The following is a 19233-nucleotide window of genomic DNA, read 5'->3' as shown; positions in this document are numbered from 1 at the left end:
AAAGAAATGAGTTTCGTTCGTTTGGGGTGGACTGCCCTGAAAAGCCAATTTCCCTCGGTCATCATCTTGTTTCTGTACCAGCTGCTGTGGGGATTGTTCTTGTACAGGTTGGTCGATACCGCGGTAATGGCGCTGCTGCAACGATATCCTGACCCGCCGCCCACTGCGCTGTCGAAACTACTGTTCTTGCTTGAGGGACAAATGAATTTATGGAGCAATCCCGAGGTTCGGCTGTATTGCTGGCTGCTGGCAGGGATGGTCGTCCTGCGCATGATCTTGACTCCGTTGATCCAAGCCGGAATCTTCTACGGCTTCACACCGGCCGATCACCGCAGCCCGGGGTTCCCCCTGTTCCGAGGGATGAAGGAATTTGGCAAACCGGTGATTCTGTTTTACGCGATGGAGCTCGTGCTTACCTTGCTGCCCGCCTTCTGGATTGTACCGAGGCTGCTGTCGCTCTGGCCTGGACTCACCGGTATGGAAATCCCGATGGCAACCTGGCTCACCGGGCTTGGGCTGATTCTTGGCTGGTTCATCTACGGCTGGTTCATCCGGCAGTGCCTGTTATTTGTCCAGTTCGGCTACCTGTTTAAGGCCGGGGTTTGGAATTCCCTGCTGGTTTGCTTCCGAACCCTCTTGCAGGGCATCTCCATCTCGTTGATTCTCGGGGCTTTTGGCCTGATCCTCTTCCTTCTGTTCGGAACCGCATCTTGGGTTTGGACGGGGATGCTGGCCCTGATCCTGCAGCAGGCTTATCCCCTCTTCCGCTGCACGTTTAAGGTCTGGAAGATCGCCTCTCAATTTCATCTTTGGCAGTCAAAGGCACAAAAAAGTTAAAATTTTTTAACTCCTCAAAAACCCCGTAACAACAAGGCCTTCGCCGTTTGGCGAAGGCCTTCAGTCCTATTTCCCCTCTTAATCTTGTGAATTAGGCATTGCCAAAAGATACCTGACTTTGTTACAATAACAGCAACGCAATTTCAGTAACAGTTTTGTAATTATTTTTGTCATCTTTGGCAGGAGATTGGTGCCGGATGTCAAATAAGAAATGTCAGGTGTGAAAAACAAAGCCGAATTCCCTTCACCAGGGAAACGGGGGAACCACTTTGGGTGAATTGATCTCGCTTTAGAGGGATCATAGGGAACCTTCAACCGAATCCTTAAGCTAACCTCGTAGGCATTGGAAGGAGCATAACTTCTTGAAGAAGCGTTTGACGGTAGCAGCAGTAAGTTTTGCCATGCTTTTCACCATTGGAACTGGCAGCGTTTTCGCCGATTCCAAACTGGACAGCGTCATCGGCGGCGCGCTCGGAAGCAGCTATGTTGCGGGCGGAACCACAACCGACGGGTTCGACTGTTCTGGATTTACGATGTACGTCTTCTCGAAGATCGGCATCAAGCTGCCTCACCAATCCGCATCCCAATACAAAATGGGAACTGCGGTTGACAAGAGCGAATTGATCGAGGGCGATTTGGTCTTCTTTAATACTTCCGGTAAAGGCGTTTCTCATGTCGGCATCTACGTCGGCGACGGCAAATTTGCTCATGCCTCCTCCTCCAAAGGTGTAGTCATCAGCAAATTAAGCGAGAAGTATTACGTCGAGCGTTACGTTGGAGCGAAACGGATCATGAGCAACGACAAGTATGAAGATGTGACCGGTGAAATTGCTGAACACGATGATGTTCAATAAGAACTCGCTACGAAGCCCGTGGGGATGTTGATAACAACGTCTCTGCGGGTTTTTTCCTTGTCTTCCCTTCTCCCTAGCCCCAGTCCCTTAGGAACCATTACCCACGAATCGCCTCGCGAAAACAGGCCAATAGAAGCGTTTTTTTTCGACAAACTTGTCAACTCTGGACGCCTTTGGTAAAATGAACAACGTAAATGGTAACAACTTTGTAATTATTGTTGTAACTGTTTCTGTGCAAGATCTTGGGTGCAATCTACAATGAAACTGCCGAATTCCCACGCACCCGGGAAGCGGGGGACCCACCATAGGGTGAATTGATTTTCGCTATAAAGGTAACAACTCCCAAACTAATAACTACCATTTCAATCAAGGTTACTTACCTCTATAGCAAATCATAGGGAACCTTCAACCGAATCCATAAGCTAACCTCGTAGGCCTTGGAAGGAGTAAGACATCTTGAGAAAGACTTTGACAGCAGCGGTAACGAGTTTAGCCCTCCTATTTACCTTGGGGGCAGGTAGCGCCTTTGCCGACTCCGCAAAAGCCGAGACAACGACGCTATCCAGTATCGTCGATTCCGTGTACGGGACGCCTTATAAATTCGGAGGCACCACGACAGCGGGATTTGATTGCTCCGGATTTACCCGGTACGTCTTCAGCAAGATGGGCATCAAGCTGGCGCGTGTGTCCGCCGCCCAGTATAAGCAAGGCACACCGGTACCCAAGAGCGAGCTTCAAGCTGGGGATCTCGTCTTCTTCAAGACGACGGGGACGGGCAAAGTATCCCATGTCGGTGTTTACATCGGCAACGGTGAATTCGCTCACGCGTCCTCATCCAAGGGCATCCGGATCGACAAGTTAAGCAATAGTTATTACCAGAACCGCTACGTTGGCGCGAAGCGAGTTCTCAGTAAATATGGTTATTCCGTCTACGCTGCGGAATCGTAATCCATTGATCTATCGGTTTCATCCTGTTCATCATCACTTACTCGCCGCAGGCCGGGTTCCTGTTAGAACCGCCTTGCGGTCTTTTTTTATCTGCACCCTTATCTATATAACGAAACAGCCCGGAAAAAGGTTGCCACAAAGCTAAAAATCCCGCGCAAATCTCACAAATTCCCGAAGGGGGGCAAAAACCTTTACAAGCTGCGTATTTCCGGCTATTGTGAGGATAATGGAACAATTACGACGGACTTTCCTTTAACAAAGGAGGGGCAATATGGACCAATCGATGTCTCCGTTTCGTATCGTGCCGATGGAAGAAGCCCATGGCGCGGAAATTTGCACCTGGCGTTACGATTCTCCTTACGACATCTACAGCTGGCTGCCTTGGGAGCAAATGAAAGCGCTCGACGTGGAGTTTGGGAACCCGGCGATCCGCGCCGAACAGTATGTCTCCGTGTTGAATGCAAAGGGCGAGCTTGCCGGCTTCGCACAGTACTTCCCGATGGAAGGAGTCACCCGGCTTGGCATCGGCATGAAGCCCGAGCTATGCGGCCATGGGCTGGGCAAGCAGTTTGTGAGGACCATCGTGGAGGAAGCCCGGCGCCGTAAGCCGGAAAACCAGATTGACCTTGAAGTGCTGACCTGGAACACCCGGGCGATCCGGGCCTACCAGAAGGCTGGGTTTGTCATCACGGATCTGTACGAGAAGATGACGCCTGGCGGGGTGTCCAAACCGTTTTATTGCATGGTTCATAAGGGGCTGCCTGAATAAAGGCACGCCCCTTTTTATGTCCTGTTTTGATTAAGACTATGACTTATGGTACACAATTTAATGAAAACGGATCATTTTTGTTCCTAATTTGGACACAAAGACTATGATCAACCCGCGTGTTCCGTTATAATGGATAGGTAGCATACATAGGAGGGGCGATTGAAATGCAAAAGTGGATCATGAGCGGTTTGTTCGTCATCGCAGGCGCTTTAGCCCTAGTATTGATGTTCACCTTGCCAAGCCGGGAAGAGGCTGAGCAAGAAGCCAAGCCGCAAATGCCTGAAATCACCATGAACGCAGAACAAGCCGAAGCCATCGTCAAAGCAAATTGCATCTCCTGCCACGGTGATACATTGCAAGGCGGAGCGGGCCCAAATCTGCAGAAGATCGGCTCGGAATTGACGGCAGAACAACTGTATTCCATCATCACTAAAGGGAAGGGCGGCATGATGCCTTCTTTTAAGGATCGCTTAAAGGAAGAGGAAATTGCGAACGTCGCCATGTGGCTTGCGGAGAAAAAATAAAAGCACGAAAAAGCACGACCGCCGGGAATTTACGTTCCCGGCGGTCGTTTTGTTACCCCTATAGTTTCGATCATGCTCTGATTTGGTTAATCCCCTGACCGCATCTTTTCGTAGACCTCGTTATATTGTTGCGCCTCCTTGATGTCAACGGCTGTAATGCCGCCTTCCTCCCAAGAGGTCAAACGGAGCGTTACCGTTTTATAGTCGATTGTGATAAAGGGATGGTGGTTAAATGCTTCCGAGATCGCTGCTACCTCATCAACAAATGCGATTCCCTTCATAAAGTTGGAAAACGTATATTTACGAAAAATCCATCGTCCTTCCTCTAGTTCCCATCCTTCCAGTTTTTCCAAATGCGCTTCTACTTCTTGCGGTGTAAACGGCATTATTCTTCCTCCCGTTCTCTTCAAGAACTCCTGTATATGTAAGTTTCCTCGTCACGCACCAGGATCTGAAGTTTGATTTGTCCTAGCTTCGTCTCCAACTATTGTATTCTCAAACCCCTGCCTTCATGCTTATCGCCATTGGATGGTACAGCGGCAGCAACAGTATCCGGTCATATCAAGGATACGGAGGTCAATTCGGAATCCCCAATCAGGATATTGATGCGATGTCCTTCGGGATCATAGATCACGATCGCACTGCCCACCTCGATCATCGGCTCCGAACCCAACCCAAAGAATAAATCCTCCGCCAGAGCTTCAAGCACCTCGCCGCGATCGGTATCCGATAACACTTCCCATTCGGAAGACTCCATTTCGAAGAAAAGATAACTATCTTGAATCCGGCCAACCGCGTTCGTCAAATCAGCCAAAATAAATTCATAATCTCTGCCGTGCTTCACGCCCACTGCGATATCCTCCCTTTCGACCTTCTGCATTTCAGGCCGCATTCTTATTATACCGGAAAAAACACCTTAAAAAAAAAGGGAAATCTGTCGATAAAATAGATAATCGTTTCAAACGGTGCAGGCGTGCCCCTTTCCGCAAGGATGCGGGAAGGGTAGGTAAGGTTCAATTTCTCTCAAGGACGAGGTGTACAATGGAATTTTCAACAATTATTGGTTTGATTCTCGGATTGATTGCCCTGATTTTAGGTATGTTCCTGAAAGGCGCACCCGTAGAAAGCTTGGTCCAGAACCCTGCGGCCTTTGTCATCATCTTTGTCGGAACGGCGGCAACGTTGTTTATGGGCTTCCCGCTGTCGGAGTTGAAGAAGTTTCCGACTTTGATTAAATTGACGATCGTCAAACCTAAAATGATCAGCAAAGCGGAATTGATCACCCTGTTTACGGAATGGGCGACAATTACCCGCCGCGAGGGCTTGCTGGCGCTGGAGGCGAAGGTTGAAGAGATCAATGATGATTTCCTGCGCGGCGGCATGCGGATGATCATCGACGGTAACGATCAGGAATTCGTGCAGGACGTCCTGACAGAGGATATCGCAGCCACCGAAGAGCGTCACAAAGCCGGTGCATTGATGTTCTCGCAGGCAGGGATGTATGCCCCGACGCTCGGGGTACTTGGCGCCGTTGTAGGTCTGATTGCCGCCCTGTCCGACATGAGCGATATGGAAATTCTGGCTCATGCGATTTCGGGCGCATTTATCGCGACGGTATTCGGTATTTTCACCGGTTATGTGCTGTGGCACCCGATCGCCAATAAACTGAAACGTCTCTCGAAGAAAGAGATGGAGATCCGATTGATGATGGTGGAAGGCCTGCTGTCCATTCAATCGGGTGTGTCTACGATTGCGATTCAACAGAAGCTTGCCGTGTTCTTAACCCCTGCGGAACGTGCGGAAATCTTTGAAAAGGGGGCCGTTGATGGTGAGCAAAAAGAATAAAAAACACCAAGATCACGAAGAACATGCCGACGAGAGCTGGCTGCTCCCTTATTCTGACCTGATGACGCTGATGCTGGCGCTGTTTATCGTCCTCTATGGGATGAGCACAGTGGATGCGATGAAGTTCCAAGAGATGAGCGAAGCCTTTAAGAGCGTACTGACCGGCGGCACCAGTGTCCTGGATCAGAACGCCATGATCAGCAATAACAAGACTTCGCTAAGCGAAATCGAGACGCCAAAATCCACCCAGGATGGTCTGATGACCAAGAAGAACGAGCTGAAGCGTCAAGAACAGCAGAACCTGGAGGCGCTGAAGAAGCAGCTGGACACCTATATCAAGGAAAATGGATTAACGGATGACCTGGAAACGAAACTCAATCAATCCCAGCTGATGATCACGATTAGCGACAAGGCGCTTTTCGCTTCAGGAGAAGCCGTGGTGAAACCGGAAGCTCGTCAGTTAGCTAAGGCGATCTCCAACATGCTTCAGCAATTTCCGGATTATGAGGTTATCGTATCCGGCCATACCGACAACGTACCGATCTCAACCTATGAATTCCCGTCCAACTGGGATTTAAGCTCGGTGCGGGCGTTGAATTTTATGAAGATACTCCTGCTTAACACGAACTTGGATCCGAAGAAGTTTAGTGCCATCGGATATGGGGAATATCACCCTGTTGCCAGCAACGATACGGCTGCGGGCCGCGCACAGAACCGCCGGGTCGAAGTCTCGATCATCCGCAAGTACGTGGATAGCACCGAGCAGCTTGGCGTAACGGCTGCCCACGAATAAAGAAATAAGGACAGGCGCCTTTCGAGGCAAGCCTGTCCTTTATTTTTCGTAGACCGTGTCACGTTAGGAAAGCTCGTAATTCAGGGCCAAGCCCAACTCCCGCTTCTCTTGTTCGGTTAAGTCGCGCCAGGTGCCCACTTTCTGTTGGCCGAGATGGATGTTCATAATCCGAATGCGCTGCAGCCTGCGCACCTCATACCCGAGAGCGCTGCACATTCGGCGAATTTGCCGATTCTTCCCCTCGGTCAGAATAATTCGGAACACCCGATCCGAAACCCGCGTCACCTTGCACGGCAACGTCATTTCCCCGAGAATTTTAACGCCTTCGCTCATCGCCTTCACAAAGCTAGGTGTAATCGGCCGATCCACGGTCACGATATATTCCTTCTCATGCTTGCCTTCCGCCCGCAGAATTTTGTTGACGATATCACCATCGCTGGTGAGCAGGATTAATCCCTCCGAGTCCTTATCCAGTCGTCCAATCGGAAAAATCCGCTCCGGATGCCCAACGAAATCCACAATATTGCCTTTCACATGCGTTTCCGTTGTACAGGTGATCCCCACCGGCTTATTTAAAGCGATATACACGTGCTTAGAGCGCTTCGCCGCAATCGGTCTCCCATTGACCCGGACATCGTCTCCAGGCTCCGCCTGGCTGCCTAGAACCGCCTTGACGCCGTTAATGGTCACTTGGCCTGACTCGACCAGCTTGTCCGCCTCCCGCCGGGAGCAGAATCCCGTTTCACTGATGAATTTATTAATCCTCATGATGCTGTCTTTGGTCCCTCCGCATGGCCTAGCAGTTCGCTTTAATTCGCGAGATCCGCTTGCCCTTCGTGATGTTCTTCCTCCTCCTGTACAAGCGGGAGGGTAATGGTTACAGCCGTTCCTTTTCCAAGCTCGCTTTCGATCTTCAGCGTCCCGCGGTGTCCTTCAATGATCCGCTGGCTGATCATCAGACCGAGACCGGTCCCTTTCTCCTTGTTCGTGTAAAAAGGCTCTCCCAGCTTCTGAAGCCGGTCCTTGGAAATCCCCTCGCCTTCATCGATGACGCGGAGCACGGCAAAGCCACTGTCGTCCTCCTCCACTTGAAGCAGGATCTTCCCTCCTTTGGGCATGGCCTCCATTGCATTTTTCAATAAGTTGATGAATACCTGCTTCAGTTGGTTCTCTTCACAGTGTACCAGAACCGGGCTCGGCGAGAAATGCACTTCAAATTCAATATTATGTAAATGGGCTTCGCTATCCAACAAAGAGACGACGTCCCCCATCGTGAAGCGGACGTCCTTGATCTGAAACTGCACTGCCTGAGGCTTGGCTAAAATCAGAAATTCGCTGACGATGAGATTAATCCGGTCCAGCTCCGCCAGCATGACATCGGTATGCATCACGTTCACCACCCGGGTGCGCTGCTGCATTTGCAGAAACCCGCGGAGCGTCGTCAACGGATTGCGAATTTCATGCGCAACCCCGGCGGCGAGCTGACCCACGGTGGTCAGCTTCTCTGACCGACGCAGCAAGTCTTCCATTTTATTGTGCTCCGTCATATCGCGGGAAATGCTGATCAATGCGGTAATTTTGCCCGCTTGGTCAAAGATAGGCGATACGCTGATGCTCACCTCGACTTGGCTGCCGTCCTTGCGTAATCGGACGGTCTCCGCCAATACCGATTCGGCGGTTTCAATCACTTCATTCTCCGGACGCCAAATGGTCCTCCCATCTAACTCGGACTCCGGGAGAAAATCGAGATACTTCCCGACAATTTCTTCGCTGCTCCAGCCGTACAGCCTTTCGAAGGCGGCATTGACTTGCAGCACCCGCCCTTTGACATCCGTGATATGGATCGCATCAGCCGTCTGGCTTATAATCGATTCAAGATACTCCTTCATGGACCGGTTCTCTTCGCTCTTTTGCCTCAGCTCGGTCGTATAACGGCCCAAGTTGTCTGCCATGATGTTGATTTTGTGGGCGAGGAGTCCAAGCTCGTCAAAGCTGCTGACTTTTAAGCGAGTATCAAGCCGGCCTGAAGCCAGCACATTCACCTGGTCTAAAATATGGCGAATTGGTCGGATGAGCCCGCCAGCCATCCAATAGCTCCCCGCCACCATCAATGCCAACAGACTGAGGGAAACGATGAGCTGACTGATCATCTGCTTGTTGATCGCATCGGCAATCGGGGAATAACTAGACACGACACGAATGACGTAAGGCTTCTCCCCGCTATTCGTAACGGGAACATAGCACTCCAGAACGCGTTCGCCGTTAATCCGAGTATCCACCAGCAGGCTGCGATTTTGCGAAATGGCCTCCGCAACGGAGCGTCTCAGCCCTTCATCATTTTTATAGTTATAGGTCCCGAACAGCCGATGGTTGGCATCAAAATGATTCGGGTCAATCCCTGTAATCTCCAGCAAGCTGCGATTCGTACTCATCGATTTTTGCGAAATACGATCCGGGCTGGTCATGATCAGGATCGCATCGGTCATGTCGCTGCTCATTCTTCCGCCCAACGTAAGCTTGACATAAGTGTACAACGAACGACTTTGTTCGACAGCAATAGCAATTTGATTCGCAGTCAGCATCATGTTCGCTTCGCTGTCCCTGCGCAGATTGTCCCGTACCGTAAAATAACTTAAAACGATATTCAGAGAGAGGATAATCAGCGCAAAACAAGATATAATCAAAGCGAGCTTGGTTTTTATAGTCAAGTGTTTATCCCACCTCTGGAACTAATTTATGGATATTTATGGGATTCACAATTTCTACATACATCATACCTTTTACGACATGTTTTGCAAAGACGTTGAATTTCCCAGATCGTATCCTTACAATATGTAGAAATGCCTACAAAGCCAGTTCTTGAGTCTTATCTATGAGACGTGATGTTCTGTTGAGTTATCCACAAATTATCAACATACTCACAATATTCTGGATAATATGTGTATAAAAATGGGGGTATTCTTGCAGTTATACACAATGTTATTCACAACATGTTAACAACGAATGCCTGTTCGTTGGACAAAACGAATGGTTACGTTCATTAAGGAGTTGATTTGATCTATGCCTTCTTCATCCCCTTTGATCCCCGAACCTCCTGCCTCAACTTATCCCCATGAATATTGGATGGCCGAGGCAATTCGGGAAGCTCGAAAAGCAGAAGCCATCGGCGAAGTCCCCATCGGTGCGGTGATCGTCCGAGGCGACGAAATCGTTGGACGCGGCCACAACCTGCGGGAAAGCTCGCTCGATGGAACCGCCCATGCCGAGATGATTGCCATCCGCGAAGCCAGCGAGCGGCTTGGCGCCTGGCGGCTCCTTCACTGTCGTCTCTATGTCACTCTGGAGCCTTGCCCAATGTGCGCCGGGGCGATCGTGCAGTGCCGTGTCCCCCATGTGATCTACGGGGCGCCGGATCCAAAGGCGGGGTGTGCCGGCACCCTGATGAACCTGCTGCAGGAACCGCGGTTTAACCACCGCACCGATATTACCTCTGGCATACTTCAAGAGGAATGCGCCTCGCTGTTAACCGAGTTCTTCCGCCGGCTTCGCAAGAAATAACTTCTCATAAAACATTAAAACCTCCAACCCCTTAAGAAACATGGGACTGGAGGTTTTTTTCGAGTGTAAGTATAAACTGTTGGATAAGTCCTAACGCCTAATAGCCAAACTGGCTCATTTCCTCTTGCAGCTGTTCCAAAGTCAACGTGTCTGTCGGGATGCCAATTTCAAAGGCTGGCTTCTCGTTGATTTGGGTAAAGTGGCTGGTCATTTGCACCGCTGCCTTAACGTTCGTCTGCGTATCCGGATCGTTCACGGCGACGTCCACCTGAACATTGTAGTACGCTGGGTAATTGTTCTCGTCGATTGCGGTATCTACGGTGAATTTGTTGATTTGCAGATGGTTTTTCAACTCGTCCAACACCTTGCCCAGTTCTTCCTGGCTGCCTTCCTGCAAATCCTTCTTCGCCTGCTCAATTTCCTCCGGCGTCAGCTGCAACATCGAACGGTATTCTTCCTTCGCCAAGATATCCAACATCTTCGGCAACGCCTGATTCACCAGAATGGTCACCGCTTCTTTGACATTCTCATTCGTAATCGCAAACTGCACCACTTGCTTCGCCTTGAAGCCTTCCGGCAAAGCGGCCTCCTTCGGATCGATGTTGCTGAAGTAAGCCGCCGATTCATATTCGGCGAATAAGGCCCCCATCAATTCCGTACTCAGCTTCTGACTCTTCTCCGGGTTAAATAGATCCGGATTGAACTCCTCGCCCGCTTGCTCTGCTAACTCTTTCAAGTCCAGTTCCAGGAACTTCCCGGTCACTGACTCCGGCATCGGCAAGAACGGGATGCTTGGGATTTTGACATACAGCTTCTCGGTCGTCATCACCAATGGGATGGTAATGGTTGTCGTCATATCCCCTGTCAGTTTGACTTCCAGCGTTGCTTCGGTTTGCATCGGTTCCTTCTGGTAAATTTGCTTGATGTTGATCTCAGCGTTCTTGAGCATGGACAACACCGTGCCGACTTGCGCTGACTCCGCGTCTCCCTCTGCCTCTTCTACAGAGAAATCCAAAATCTTAATTTGATTCTCCACCACGTAGGAGTCCATCTCCAGCGCCTTTATGGCTGCGCTGCTTAAAGCCTCCTTCGGCTCCTTCTTGCTGCTGCAGCCGGACAACACCAGTACAGCGGACAATACCACCAGCATCATCGACGTGAACCATTTCCTAGACATTACAATCTCCTCTCTCCTGCCCTAACCTCGTAAAGCAATTCTTTTTCTTAAAAAGAATATATCACATATCATAAACCATACGCCAAAAGGACGGAATTCATATCTCCAAATTAATGGATGGCCTTCTTCTTGAAACGTCCGCCCTTGACGTCATGAATATTTCCAACTGCCAAAAATGCATTTTCATCGTAATGGTTAACGATTTCCTTCAGCTTCGCTTCTTCCAAGCGGGTGATGACACAGAAGATGACCTTCTTCGGATCCCCGGAAAATCCGCCTTCTCCCGTTAAGTACGTAACGCCGCGACCCAAGCGACTTAGAATCGCGTCTCCGATCTCATCGATTTGATCGCTGATGATCCATACCGATTTCGACTCGTCCAAGCCATCTACCACGATATCAATCGATTTGTAGGCAATATAATATGCTAACAGCGAAAATAATGCGCGCTCCCAACCAAACACGAAGCCTGCGCTAAGCAAAATAAAGAAGTTAAAGAACATAATGATTTCGCCAACCGAAAATGGGGTTCTGCGCGAAATCAGAATGGCGACAATCTCAGTACCATCCAAGGAGCCCCCAAAACGGATGACCAAACCGGTCCCTACACCCAGCAAAATACCGCCAAACACAAAGGCCAGCAATGTATCCGTTACAAACGGTTCAACATGGTGCAACAGTGTTGTGCCGGCCGACATGACGGAAATACCCAACAGGGTGGATATCGCAAAAGTTTTGCCAATTTGCTTATAACCGACAATAAGAAAAGGGAGGTTGAAAAGGAAGAGGAATACCCCAAGCGGGAGACCCGACAAATAAGAGGACATTACGGAAATACCGGTTATACCGCCGTCCGTAATTTTGTTAGGCACCAAAAACAGTTCCAGTGCAACGGAGACGATCACCGCTCCAATGACAATAAACATCGATCTGAATAAAGTACTTTTCAGCGTCCGCTGTTTATGTTGGCGTACTTGGGTTGCATTCGGTGGAATCAGATGGGTTGGATTAACTGCGTTCAAATGGCATCACGATCCTTTCAAGCTGATTTGCATAATTCTTCCTCTCACCATTCTTTCTGAAGTATTCATGCTCCCGTGTAAAGACACACCCTATCTTTATTATGACATTTTCTTGGCTTGTTGTCTTGTTCTAATTCATAAGTCCCCTGGCAGTTTCAATACAAAAGCCCCAGCAGAGCTGGGGCCGAGGGACAGCGAATCGTTTCCAATGAAGAAGGCTTACCCTTCCGGATTGTAATGGCCATCTTGTTTACGCATTTTTACCTTTTTGGACCCGGATAACGGTTCTGGGCCTCTTTTCCCCTTGTCTCGCCGATGATCCTGGTCTTGCACGTTGTCGGAGCCTGAGGTTTGATAGGTCTGCGGTTTCGTCATAACAAATAAAGCCTCCCTTGGTTTAATCCACAAGGTTAATTTGCGAAGAAACGGCAGCCCTTATACACGAAAAAAAGAGCATCTCTGCTCTCTGAGTATACGATATGTATGGCGGAGAGGGTGGGATTCGAACCCACGTGGGCTTGCACCCTAACGGTTTTCAAGACCGCCCCGTTATGACCGCTTCGGTACCTCTCCAAGGAAAAATCCGATTCGCGTAACAAATCAGATTCTACCATATCGTCCGCAAGCGCGCAAGTTAATTACGCTTGGTAATCTTCTGCAAATTCCCCATATAAGGGCGCAGAACTTCAGGAATAACAACACTTCCGTCCTCTTGTTGGTAATTCTCAAGAATGGCCGCTACGGTACGACCGACAGCCAGCCCTGAACCATTCAGCGTATGCACAAACTCCGGCTTCGCTTTCGGCTCCGGACGGAACCGGATGTTCGCCCGGCGAGCTTGGAAGTCCTCCACGTTAGAGCAAGAGGAGATTTCGCGGTAGACGCCGCTTTCCGGGAGCCATACCTCTAGGTCATACGTTTTAGCTGCCGTAAAGCCCATATCGCCCGTACACAAGGCAAGCACACGGTAAGGCAGGCCCAATAGCTGCAGCACGCGTTCCGCGTTCTCCGTCATTTTCTCCAGTTCGTCATAGGAGGTGTCCGGATGGACAATCTTGATCATTTCCACCTTATTGAACTGGTGCTGACGAATCAAACCCCGCGTATCGCGGCCCGCCGCGCCAGCCTCGGAACGGAAACAGGAGCTGTAAGCCACATAATAACGCGGCAAGTCTTCCGCATTCAAGATTTCGTCACGATGATAGTTGGTTACCGGCACCTCAGCCGTTGGGATCAGATAGTAGTCGTTGCTGCCGGTGAGCTTGAACAAGTCCTCTTCGAACTTCGGAAGCTGGCCTGTCCCGTACAAGCTGTCTTGATTCACGATGTACGGCGGAAGCATTTCCTCATACCCGTGCTCGTTGCTGTGCAGATCCATCATAAAGTTGATGAGTGCACGCTCAAGACGGGCCCCCAGCCCTTTGTAGAACGTAAACCGCGAGCCGGTTACCTTAGCTGCAGCCTCAAAGTCAAGGATGCCGAGGTCAGCGGCAATATCCCAATGCGCCTTCGGAGTAAAATCGAATTTCCGCGGTTCGCTCCAACGGCGCACCTCAACGTTATCTTCTTCAGAAGCCCCCACCGGTACACTCTCATGAGGAATGTTCGGAATCGAGAGCATCAGCTGATCAATTTGGGCCTCCAGCGTTCGTACCTCTTCGTCCAGCTCCTTGATGCGATCCCCGACTTCGCGCATCTCCACGATCAGCTCGTCGGCGTCCTCTTTGTTTTTCTTACGCTTGGCCACTTCTGCAGATACCGTGTTGCGACGGTTTTTGAGCGCTTCGCTCTCTTGAAGCAGCTCCCGGCGTTTCTCATCCAGCGGGGCAAAACCGGAGATCAGCTCCAACGATTTCCCCCGATTTTTCAGCGCTTCCTCAACGCGCGCATATTCATTTCGTAAGATTTTCACATCTAACATGAGTAGTCCCTCCTAGAATGATCCCGCACAGACCTGCCGACCTTCATCTGGGGAGACCCGCGGACGGAAAGGCTGCTTAACGGAAGTTCAAAACGCCGGTAAAACAGACAAAACCTCAACCCGCAAAGGAGTCAAGGCCTGCTTACGGCTGCTTGGCTTGCCTGATCATCTCCACAAAATACGTATGTAGCGAGAAGTCGTCGGTCAGTTCCGGGTGAAACGACGATACGAGCAAATGCCCTTGTCGTGCGGTCACGATCTCGTCCTTATAGGTCGACAACACCTCGACTCCGTCTCCAACCGCCGTGATCAGCGGAGCACGAATAAATACGGCCCGCAGCGGCGCCTCAAGTCCCTTCACGTCAAGGTCGGTCTCGAAGCTTTCACGCTGACGTCCAAACGCATTGCGCGATACTTTAATATCCATCAGACCGAGATGAGGTTCCTCGCCGCCCTCGATCTCCTTCGCCATGACGATCAATCCTGCACAAGTCCCAAAGATCGGTTTCCCTTGTCCAGAAAAATCCCGAATGGCTTCAATAAAGCCGTATTTCCGCATCAGCTTGCCGATCGTCGTGCTTTCGCCGCCAGGAATAATCAATCCATCCAAGTCAGCAAGCTGCTCGACTTGCTTCACGGTTACGCCTTCAACTCCGGTCTTCTCCAAGCTGCGGATATGCTCCGCAACTGCGCCTTGCAGCGCCAACACCCCTACTCTCATGATAAACCTTCTTTCTCTAGAGGTAGTTCAAATCGTCGTTACCATTCCTCTTTGAACATTCATTAAAACGGCAGTTTACTAAGATATACCCCGACCATCCTTAGGGACAGCCGGGGTGAAAGACTTGCCTTTGATTCCAGCGGTTACTTCCGCTCTCAGGATTACCAGCCGCGATCCGACATCCGCTCTGCTGCGGCCAATTTGGAAATTTCAATGCCTTTCATCGGCGTACCCAAGTTCTTGGATACTTCAGCGATCAGTTTGTAATCCGTGTAATGCGTCGTCGCTTCAACGATCGCCCGGGCAAATTTCTCTGGATTATCCGATTTGAAAATACCGGATCCCACGAACACCCCGTCTGCACCCAAGTGCATCATCAAGGCCGCATCCGCCGGAGTAGCTACCCCGCCTGCAGCGAAGTTAACGACTGGCAGCTTGCCTTTCTCATGAACTTCGAGCAGCAGATCGTAAGAAACGCCGAGGTTTTTCGCTTCCGCATACAGTTCGTCCTTCGACATGTTTTGTACTTTGCGAATTTGGCTGTTGATCAGACGCATATGGCGTACCGCTTCAACGATGTTGCCCGTTCCTGGTTCGCCTTTCGTCCGGATCATCGATGCGCCTTCGCTGATCCGGCGCAGCGCTTCACCCAAGTCCTTAGCGCCGCACACGAACGGCACCGTGAAATCCCGTTTATCGATATGGAACACTTCATCCGCCGGGGTCAGTACTTCACTCTCGTCCAAATAGTCTACCCCAAGCGATTCCAGAACTTTCGCTTCCACGTAATGACCAATACGTGCTTTGGCCATAACCGGGATGGAGACAACCTTCATGACTTCCTCAATAATCGTTGGATCCGCCATGCGGGCAACGCCGCCAGCCGCCCGGATATCGGAAGGCACACGCTCCAGCGCCATAACGGCGGTAGCCCCGGCCGCTTCGGCAATTTTGGCTTGTTCCGCATTCATGACGTCCATAATGACGCCACCTTTTTGCATCTCAGCCATACCTCTTTTAACACGCGATGTTCCTGTTTCCATGTCCAATCCTCCCGATAATAATCTAACTAAATATTTTACAAGATACGCCTTAAATACACAACCCGTTTACTCGGATTTGAATGGACCGTTAGAAAAGATTTTTGATCCCGTTAAACAGATCGCTGAAGAAATCACCAATCGCCCGCATCACCAGGGTGAACCAGCCGGCTTTCTCCGCATCCTCGGCCGTGATCAGATTGACCGTCTTCTCAAGCGTTTGGTCCATGCCCGGCGCTTTAAACGTGTAAGTCACCGTCCCAACCTTGGTTCCTTGCTTCAAAGGAGCTGTCAGGTTGCTTTCGTCGGCCAGCGTTACTTTGGCTTCAACCGCACTCGTATCTGCGCCTTTCGGCACAACGAAGCTAACCGCTTGATCGGTTACCACCGGAACTTCCGTATTTTTGGCTTTCTTCACCGTAACGGTTTCGGTTCCAGTAACTGTCGTCTTCGGCGGCACGATTTGTTTCGTTTCAAAGTTATTGAACCCGTAGTCCAGGACTTTCCGCGTTTCCACAAAGCGGGCTTTGTCCGAAGCGGTACCCATGACCACGCTAATTAGCCGCATTCCGTTACGCACCGCTGTACCTGTGAAGCAGTTACCGGCATTGGAGGTGTGTCCCGTCTTCAGACCGTCCAAACCCTCGTAAGCAAATTGTTTAAAGTTCGTGACGTTCTTATTGGCTTCCAGCATCCAGTTCAAGTTCACCATCGGCGCGGTATCGCGGTCGCGGAACTTCTTGCTTTGAATCGTTGTAAAGCGGGTAAAGTCCGGATGGTCCGTTACGATATATTTGGCCAAAATAGCAGCATCCAGCGCGGACATTACGGTTTCTTTCCCATCGGTCGGACGGAATTCCGCCGGCATATCTGCGATATCCAAACCGGTCGAGTTCGCAAAGTGGGCGGTCTTCATTCCCATCCGCTTGGCTTCATCGTTCATCATTTTCACAAAAGCCTGCTCGGAACCGGCCACATATTCTGCCAGAGCAACCGTCGCATCATTGGCGGAGGCAATCGCCATCGCCGTATATAGTTCTTCTACAGTATGTTGATCCCCTTCGGCCAGAAAAATCCGTGAACCGATCGTTTGGGCAGCATTTCTCCCTACGGTCACTACGTCATCCCAGCTGAACTTTCCTTGTTTCACAAGTTCCGCCACGATATATTCGGTCATCATCTTGGTCATACTGGCCGGAGGCAGCGGTTGTTCCCCATTAACATTCAATAAGATTTGTCCAGAGACAGGCTCGAGCAAGATCGCAGCGCTGACTTCCAAACCTAAAGACTCCACGGAAGGAATTGAGGTAGCCGTTTGCACTGTCGTCGTTTCGGTTGTCGTTGTTTCGGCAGTAGTAGATTCTGTCTGTTCCCCTTCGGCCAGCGCCATCGCCGGCGCGAGAGAGAATACTAGCGCATTCAGCAGCAGCACAGAAGCAACGCCTTTGCGCAGGAAACGCCGTTTAGTTGTCGATTTGCGTTGTGGTTGTTTGAGTTTCAATGCCCTTAAAGCTCCCCTCATATTCTTTCATTTTGCTTTATCTATTCTATCACAGGGGTACCTGTAAAAAAAGACAAGCAGGGCGGAAAACGCCCTGCCAGTGTTGGAATATTATGGTCAGCTCATTTCTATCAAAATTTACGAGTTTATTGAAGCGAGTAGTTAGGCGCTTCTTTGGTGATTTGTACGTCATGCGGATGGCTTTCGCGCAGGCCGGCACCCGTGATGCGCACAAACTGCGTATCGTTCCGCAGCTCTTCGAGCGTCTTCGTGCCGCAATACCCCATCCCGGAACGCAGACCGCCAATGAGTTGGTGGATCGTATCCGAGAGCGGTCCCTTATACGCTACGCGTCCTTCAATCCCTTCCGGAACGAGCTTCTTGTCATCGTCCTGGAAGTAGCGGTCCTTACTGCCTTGCTTCATGGCACCCAGCGAGCCCATGCCTCTGTATACCTTATACCGACGCCCTTGATAGATTTCCGAGTCGCCAGGGCTTTCCTCGGTCCCGGCAAACAAGCTGCCCAGCATGACCGCATGCGCACCGGCCGCGATCGCTTTGGTAATTTCGCCGGAGTATTTGATGCCGCCGTCCGCGATAATCGGAATTCCGTATTCACGGGCAACTGTCGCGCAATCGTATACTGCCGTGATTTGCGGCACGCCGATCCCAGCGACGACGCGGGTGGTACAGATCGAACCCGGTCCGATCCCCACCTTCACAACGGAAGCTCCGGCTTCGATCAAAGCTCTCGTTCCCTCGCCTGTCGCTACGTTCCCTGCGATGATCGTCAAGTCCGGATACCGTCTGCGAAGCTCGGCCACAGCATCAATAATGTTAATGTGATGGCCATGCGCCGAATCGACTGTAATGACGTCAACGCCGGCTTTTACCAACGCCTCAGTCCGTTCAAAGGTATCCTTGGAGATGCCAACCGCTGCGCCAACAAGCAAGCGCCCTTGGGCATCCTTAGCCGCATTCGGGAATTGGATCGCTTTTTCAATATCTTTGATTGTGATAAGGCCTTTCAGAATATTCTGCTCGTCAACGAGCGGAAGCTTCTCGATTTTATGCTTTTGCAAAATAATTTCTGCTTCGTGCAACGATGTTCCCACCGGAGCGGTAATCAGGTTGTCTCTCGTCATGACGTCGCTGATTTTGATATTATAATCATGAACAAAGCGCAGGTCACGGTTGGTCAAAATCCCCACCAGTTTCTGCTCTTCATTCACAATCGGCACGCCGGAAATGCGGAACTTGGCCATAACCTGCTCTGCATCGGATACGAGATGATCTGGAGTCAGCGAGAAAGGATTGGTGATAACGCCGCTCTCGGAGCGCTTCACCCGATCGACCTCTTCAGCTTGTTGTTCGACCGGCATATTTTTATGGATGATCCCAATGCCGCCTTCCCGTGCGATGGCGATTGCCAGCGCCGCTTCGGTGACCGTGTCCATGCCTGCACTGATCAACGGAATATTCAGCTTCACCTTGTCGCTAAGCCGAGTGGACACGTCCACCTCTTTAGGCAATACCTCCGATTTACGGGGAATCAGAAGCACATCGTCAAACGTTAAGCCTTCCTTGTCAAATTTACTTTCCCACACCGTGATGAATCCTCCTTCGAATTTTGATGATTTGCTGGGCTTTATTCCTGAAATTCGGGTATAAGAAAAACGTCTATCGACGTACATTCAAAGTAGACAGACCGCGTTTAGCGGAT

The 19233-nt window shown here is 50.5% G+C and carries 19 protein-coding genes, 1 tRNA gene and 2 riboswitches; of the genes, 8 read left to right on the top strand and 12 right to left on the bottom strand.

What is annotated here, in order from left to right; genetic code table 11:
- The 5 genes from POTG_RS20755 to POTG_RS20735 all read left to right on the top strand — a co-directional run.
- Positions 1 to 837, top strand: an 837-nt coding sequence (locus POTG_RS20755; protein ID WP_232282366.1) for a hypothetical protein, incomplete at its 5' end; no start/stop codon positions are given.
- 221 nt (positions 838 to 1058) lie between these two features.
- A riboswitch (cyclic di-AMP (ydaO/yuaA leader) is annotated at positions 1059 to 1195 on the top strand.
- Between the two features lie 4 nt (positions 1196 to 1199).
- Positions 1200 to 1691 (top strand): C40 family peptidase, encoded by a 492-nt coding sequence (locus POTG_RS20750; RefSeq protein WP_009226804.1) that lies wholly within the window; start codon positions 1200 to 1202, stop codon positions 1689 to 1691.
- A gap of 255 nt (positions 1692 to 1946) precedes the next feature.
- Positions 1947 to 2143, top strand: a riboswitch (cyclic di-AMP (ydaO/yuaA leader).
- Between the two features lie 4 nt (positions 2144 to 2147).
- Positions 2148 to 2639 carry a C40 family peptidase gene (locus POTG_RS20745; protein WP_009226803.1) on the top strand — a complete coding sequence of 164 codons (492 nt, stop codon included), beginning with the start codon at positions 2148 to 2150 and terminating at the stop codon, positions 2637 to 2639.
- Between the two features lie 271 nt (positions 2640 to 2910).
- Positions 2911 to 3408 (top strand): GNAT family N-acetyltransferase, encoded by a 498-nt coding sequence (locus tag POTG_RS20740; protein ID WP_009226802.1) that lies wholly within the window; start codon positions 2911 to 2913, stop codon positions 3406 to 3408.
- Positions 3409 to 3572: 164 nt separating this feature from the next.
- Positions 3573 to 3932 (top strand): c-type cytochrome, encoded by a 360-nt coding sequence (locus POTG_RS20735; RefSeq protein WP_009226801.1) that lies wholly within the window; start codon positions 3573 to 3575, stop codon positions 3930 to 3932.
- Between the two features lie 86 nt (positions 3933 to 4018).
- Here POTG_RS20735 and POTG_RS20730 read toward each other — a convergent pair whose 3' ends face one another.
- Positions 4019 to 4318, bottom strand: a complete 300-nt coding sequence (locus POTG_RS20730) for a 4a-hydroxytetrahydrobiopterin dehydratase (protein ID WP_009226800.1) — start codon at positions 4316 to 4318, stop codon at positions 4019 to 4021.
- Between the two features lie 170 nt (positions 4319 to 4488).
- Positions 4489 to 4782 (bottom strand): hypothetical protein, encoded by a 294-nt coding sequence (locus POTG_RS20725; protein ID WP_009226799.1) that lies wholly within the window; start codon positions 4780 to 4782, stop codon positions 4489 to 4491.
- 191 nt (positions 4783 to 4973) lie between these two features.
- On the opposite strand from POTG_RS20725, the gene motA reads away from it, so the two are divergent.
- Both motA and motB read left to right on the top strand, forming a co-directional pair.
- Positions 4974 to 5777 carry a flagellar motor stator protein MotA gene (motA, locus tag POTG_RS20720; protein ID WP_009226798.1) on the top strand — a complete coding sequence of 268 codons (804 nt, stop codon included), beginning with the start codon at positions 4974 to 4976 and terminating at the stop codon, positions 5775 to 5777.
- Positions 5761 to 6570 (top strand): flagellar motor protein MotB, encoded by an 810-nt coding sequence (gene motB / locus POTG_RS20715; RefSeq protein WP_009226797.1) that lies wholly within the window; start codon positions 5761 to 5763, stop codon positions 6568 to 6570. The genes motA and motB overlap by 17 nt, the downstream gene beginning before the upstream one ends.
- Before the next feature lie 63 nt (positions 6571 to 6633).
- Here motB and rluF read toward each other — a convergent pair whose 3' ends face one another.
- Together rluF and POTG_RS20705 are read right to left on the bottom strand one after the other, a co-directional pair.
- Positions 6634 to 7338 carry a 23S rRNA pseudouridine(2604) synthase RluF gene (gene rluF, locus POTG_RS20710; protein ID WP_009226796.1) on the bottom strand — a complete coding sequence of 235 codons (705 nt, stop codon included), beginning with the start codon at positions 7336 to 7338 and terminating at the stop codon, positions 6634 to 6636.
- A 41-nt stretch (positions 7339 to 7379) separates the two neighbouring features.
- Complete coding sequence (locus POTG_RS20705) at positions 7380 to 9278, bottom strand: ATP-binding protein (protein ID WP_009226795.1); 1899 nt, start codon at positions 9276 to 9278, stop codon at positions 7380 to 7382.
- Positions 9279 to 9630: 352 nt separating this feature from the next.
- Here POTG_RS20705 and tadA point away from each other — a divergent pair, with 352 nt between their 5' ends.
- Positions 9631 to 10128: a tRNA adenosine(34) deaminase TadA gene (tadA, locus tag POTG_RS20700; protein WP_009226794.1), complete on the top strand. Its 498-nt coding sequence runs from the start codon at positions 9631 to 9633 to the stop codon at positions 10126 to 10128.
- A 97-nt stretch (positions 10129 to 10225) separates the two neighbouring features.
- On the opposite strand, the gene POTG_RS20695 is transcribed toward tadA, so the two are convergent.
- From POTG_RS20695 to guaB, 8 genes are all read right to left on the bottom strand, one after another.
- A complete protein-coding gene (locus tag POTG_RS20695; protein WP_009226793.1) occupies positions 10226 to 11305 on the bottom strand; it encodes a hypothetical protein in 1080 nt (359 codons plus the stop codon).
- 110 nt (positions 11306 to 11415) lie between these two features.
- Positions 11416 to 12231 (bottom strand): YitT family protein, encoded by an 816-nt coding sequence (locus tag POTG_RS20690; RefSeq protein ID WP_232282370.1) that lies wholly within the window; start codon positions 12229 to 12231, stop codon positions 11416 to 11418.
- A 580-nt stretch (positions 12232 to 12811) separates the two neighbouring features.
- Positions 12812 to 12900: transfer RNA gene (locus tag POTG_RS20685), tRNA-Ser, on the bottom strand.
- A gap of 61 nt (positions 12901 to 12961) precedes the next feature.
- Positions 12962 to 14248: a serine--tRNA ligase gene (gene serS / locus POTG_RS20680; RefSeq protein WP_009226790.1), complete on the bottom strand. Its 1287-nt coding sequence runs from the start codon at positions 14246 to 14248 to the stop codon at positions 12962 to 12964.
- A 142-nt stretch (positions 14249 to 14390) separates the two neighbouring features.
- A complete protein-coding gene (gene pdxT / locus POTG_RS20675) occupies positions 14391 to 14969 on the bottom strand; it encodes a pyridoxal 5'-phosphate synthase glutaminase subunit PdxT (protein WP_009226789.1) in 579 nt (192 codons plus the stop codon).
- Between the two features lie 161 nt (positions 14970 to 15130).
- Complete coding sequence (gene pdxS, locus POTG_RS20670; protein ID WP_009226788.1) at positions 15131 to 16012, bottom strand: pyridoxal 5'-phosphate synthase lyase subunit PdxS; 882 nt, start codon at positions 16010 to 16012, stop codon at positions 15131 to 15133.
- Between the two features lie 88 nt (positions 16013 to 16100).
- Positions 16101 to 17531, bottom strand: a complete 1431-nt coding sequence (locus POTG_RS20665; protein ID WP_036646508.1) for a D-alanyl-D-alanine carboxypeptidase family protein — start codon at positions 17529 to 17531, stop codon at positions 16101 to 16103.
- Between the two features lie 125 nt (positions 17532 to 17656).
- The gene (guaB, locus tag POTG_RS20660; RefSeq protein WP_009226786.1) at positions 17657 to 19117 is read right to left on the bottom strand and encodes an IMP dehydrogenase; all 1461 of its coding nucleotides are present in this window, start codon (positions 19115 to 19117) and stop codon (positions 17657 to 17659) included.
- Positions 19118 to 19233 lie beyond the last annotated feature (116 nt).

Source organism: Paenibacillus sp. oral taxon 786 str. D14 (genome assembly GCF_000159955.1).
In the GTDB taxonomy this organism is placed as follows: Bacteria; Bacillota; Bacilli; order Paenibacillales; family Paenibacillaceae; genus Fontibacillus; species Fontibacillus phoenicis.
This window is presented reverse-complemented; position numbering and strand designations above follow the sequence as displayed.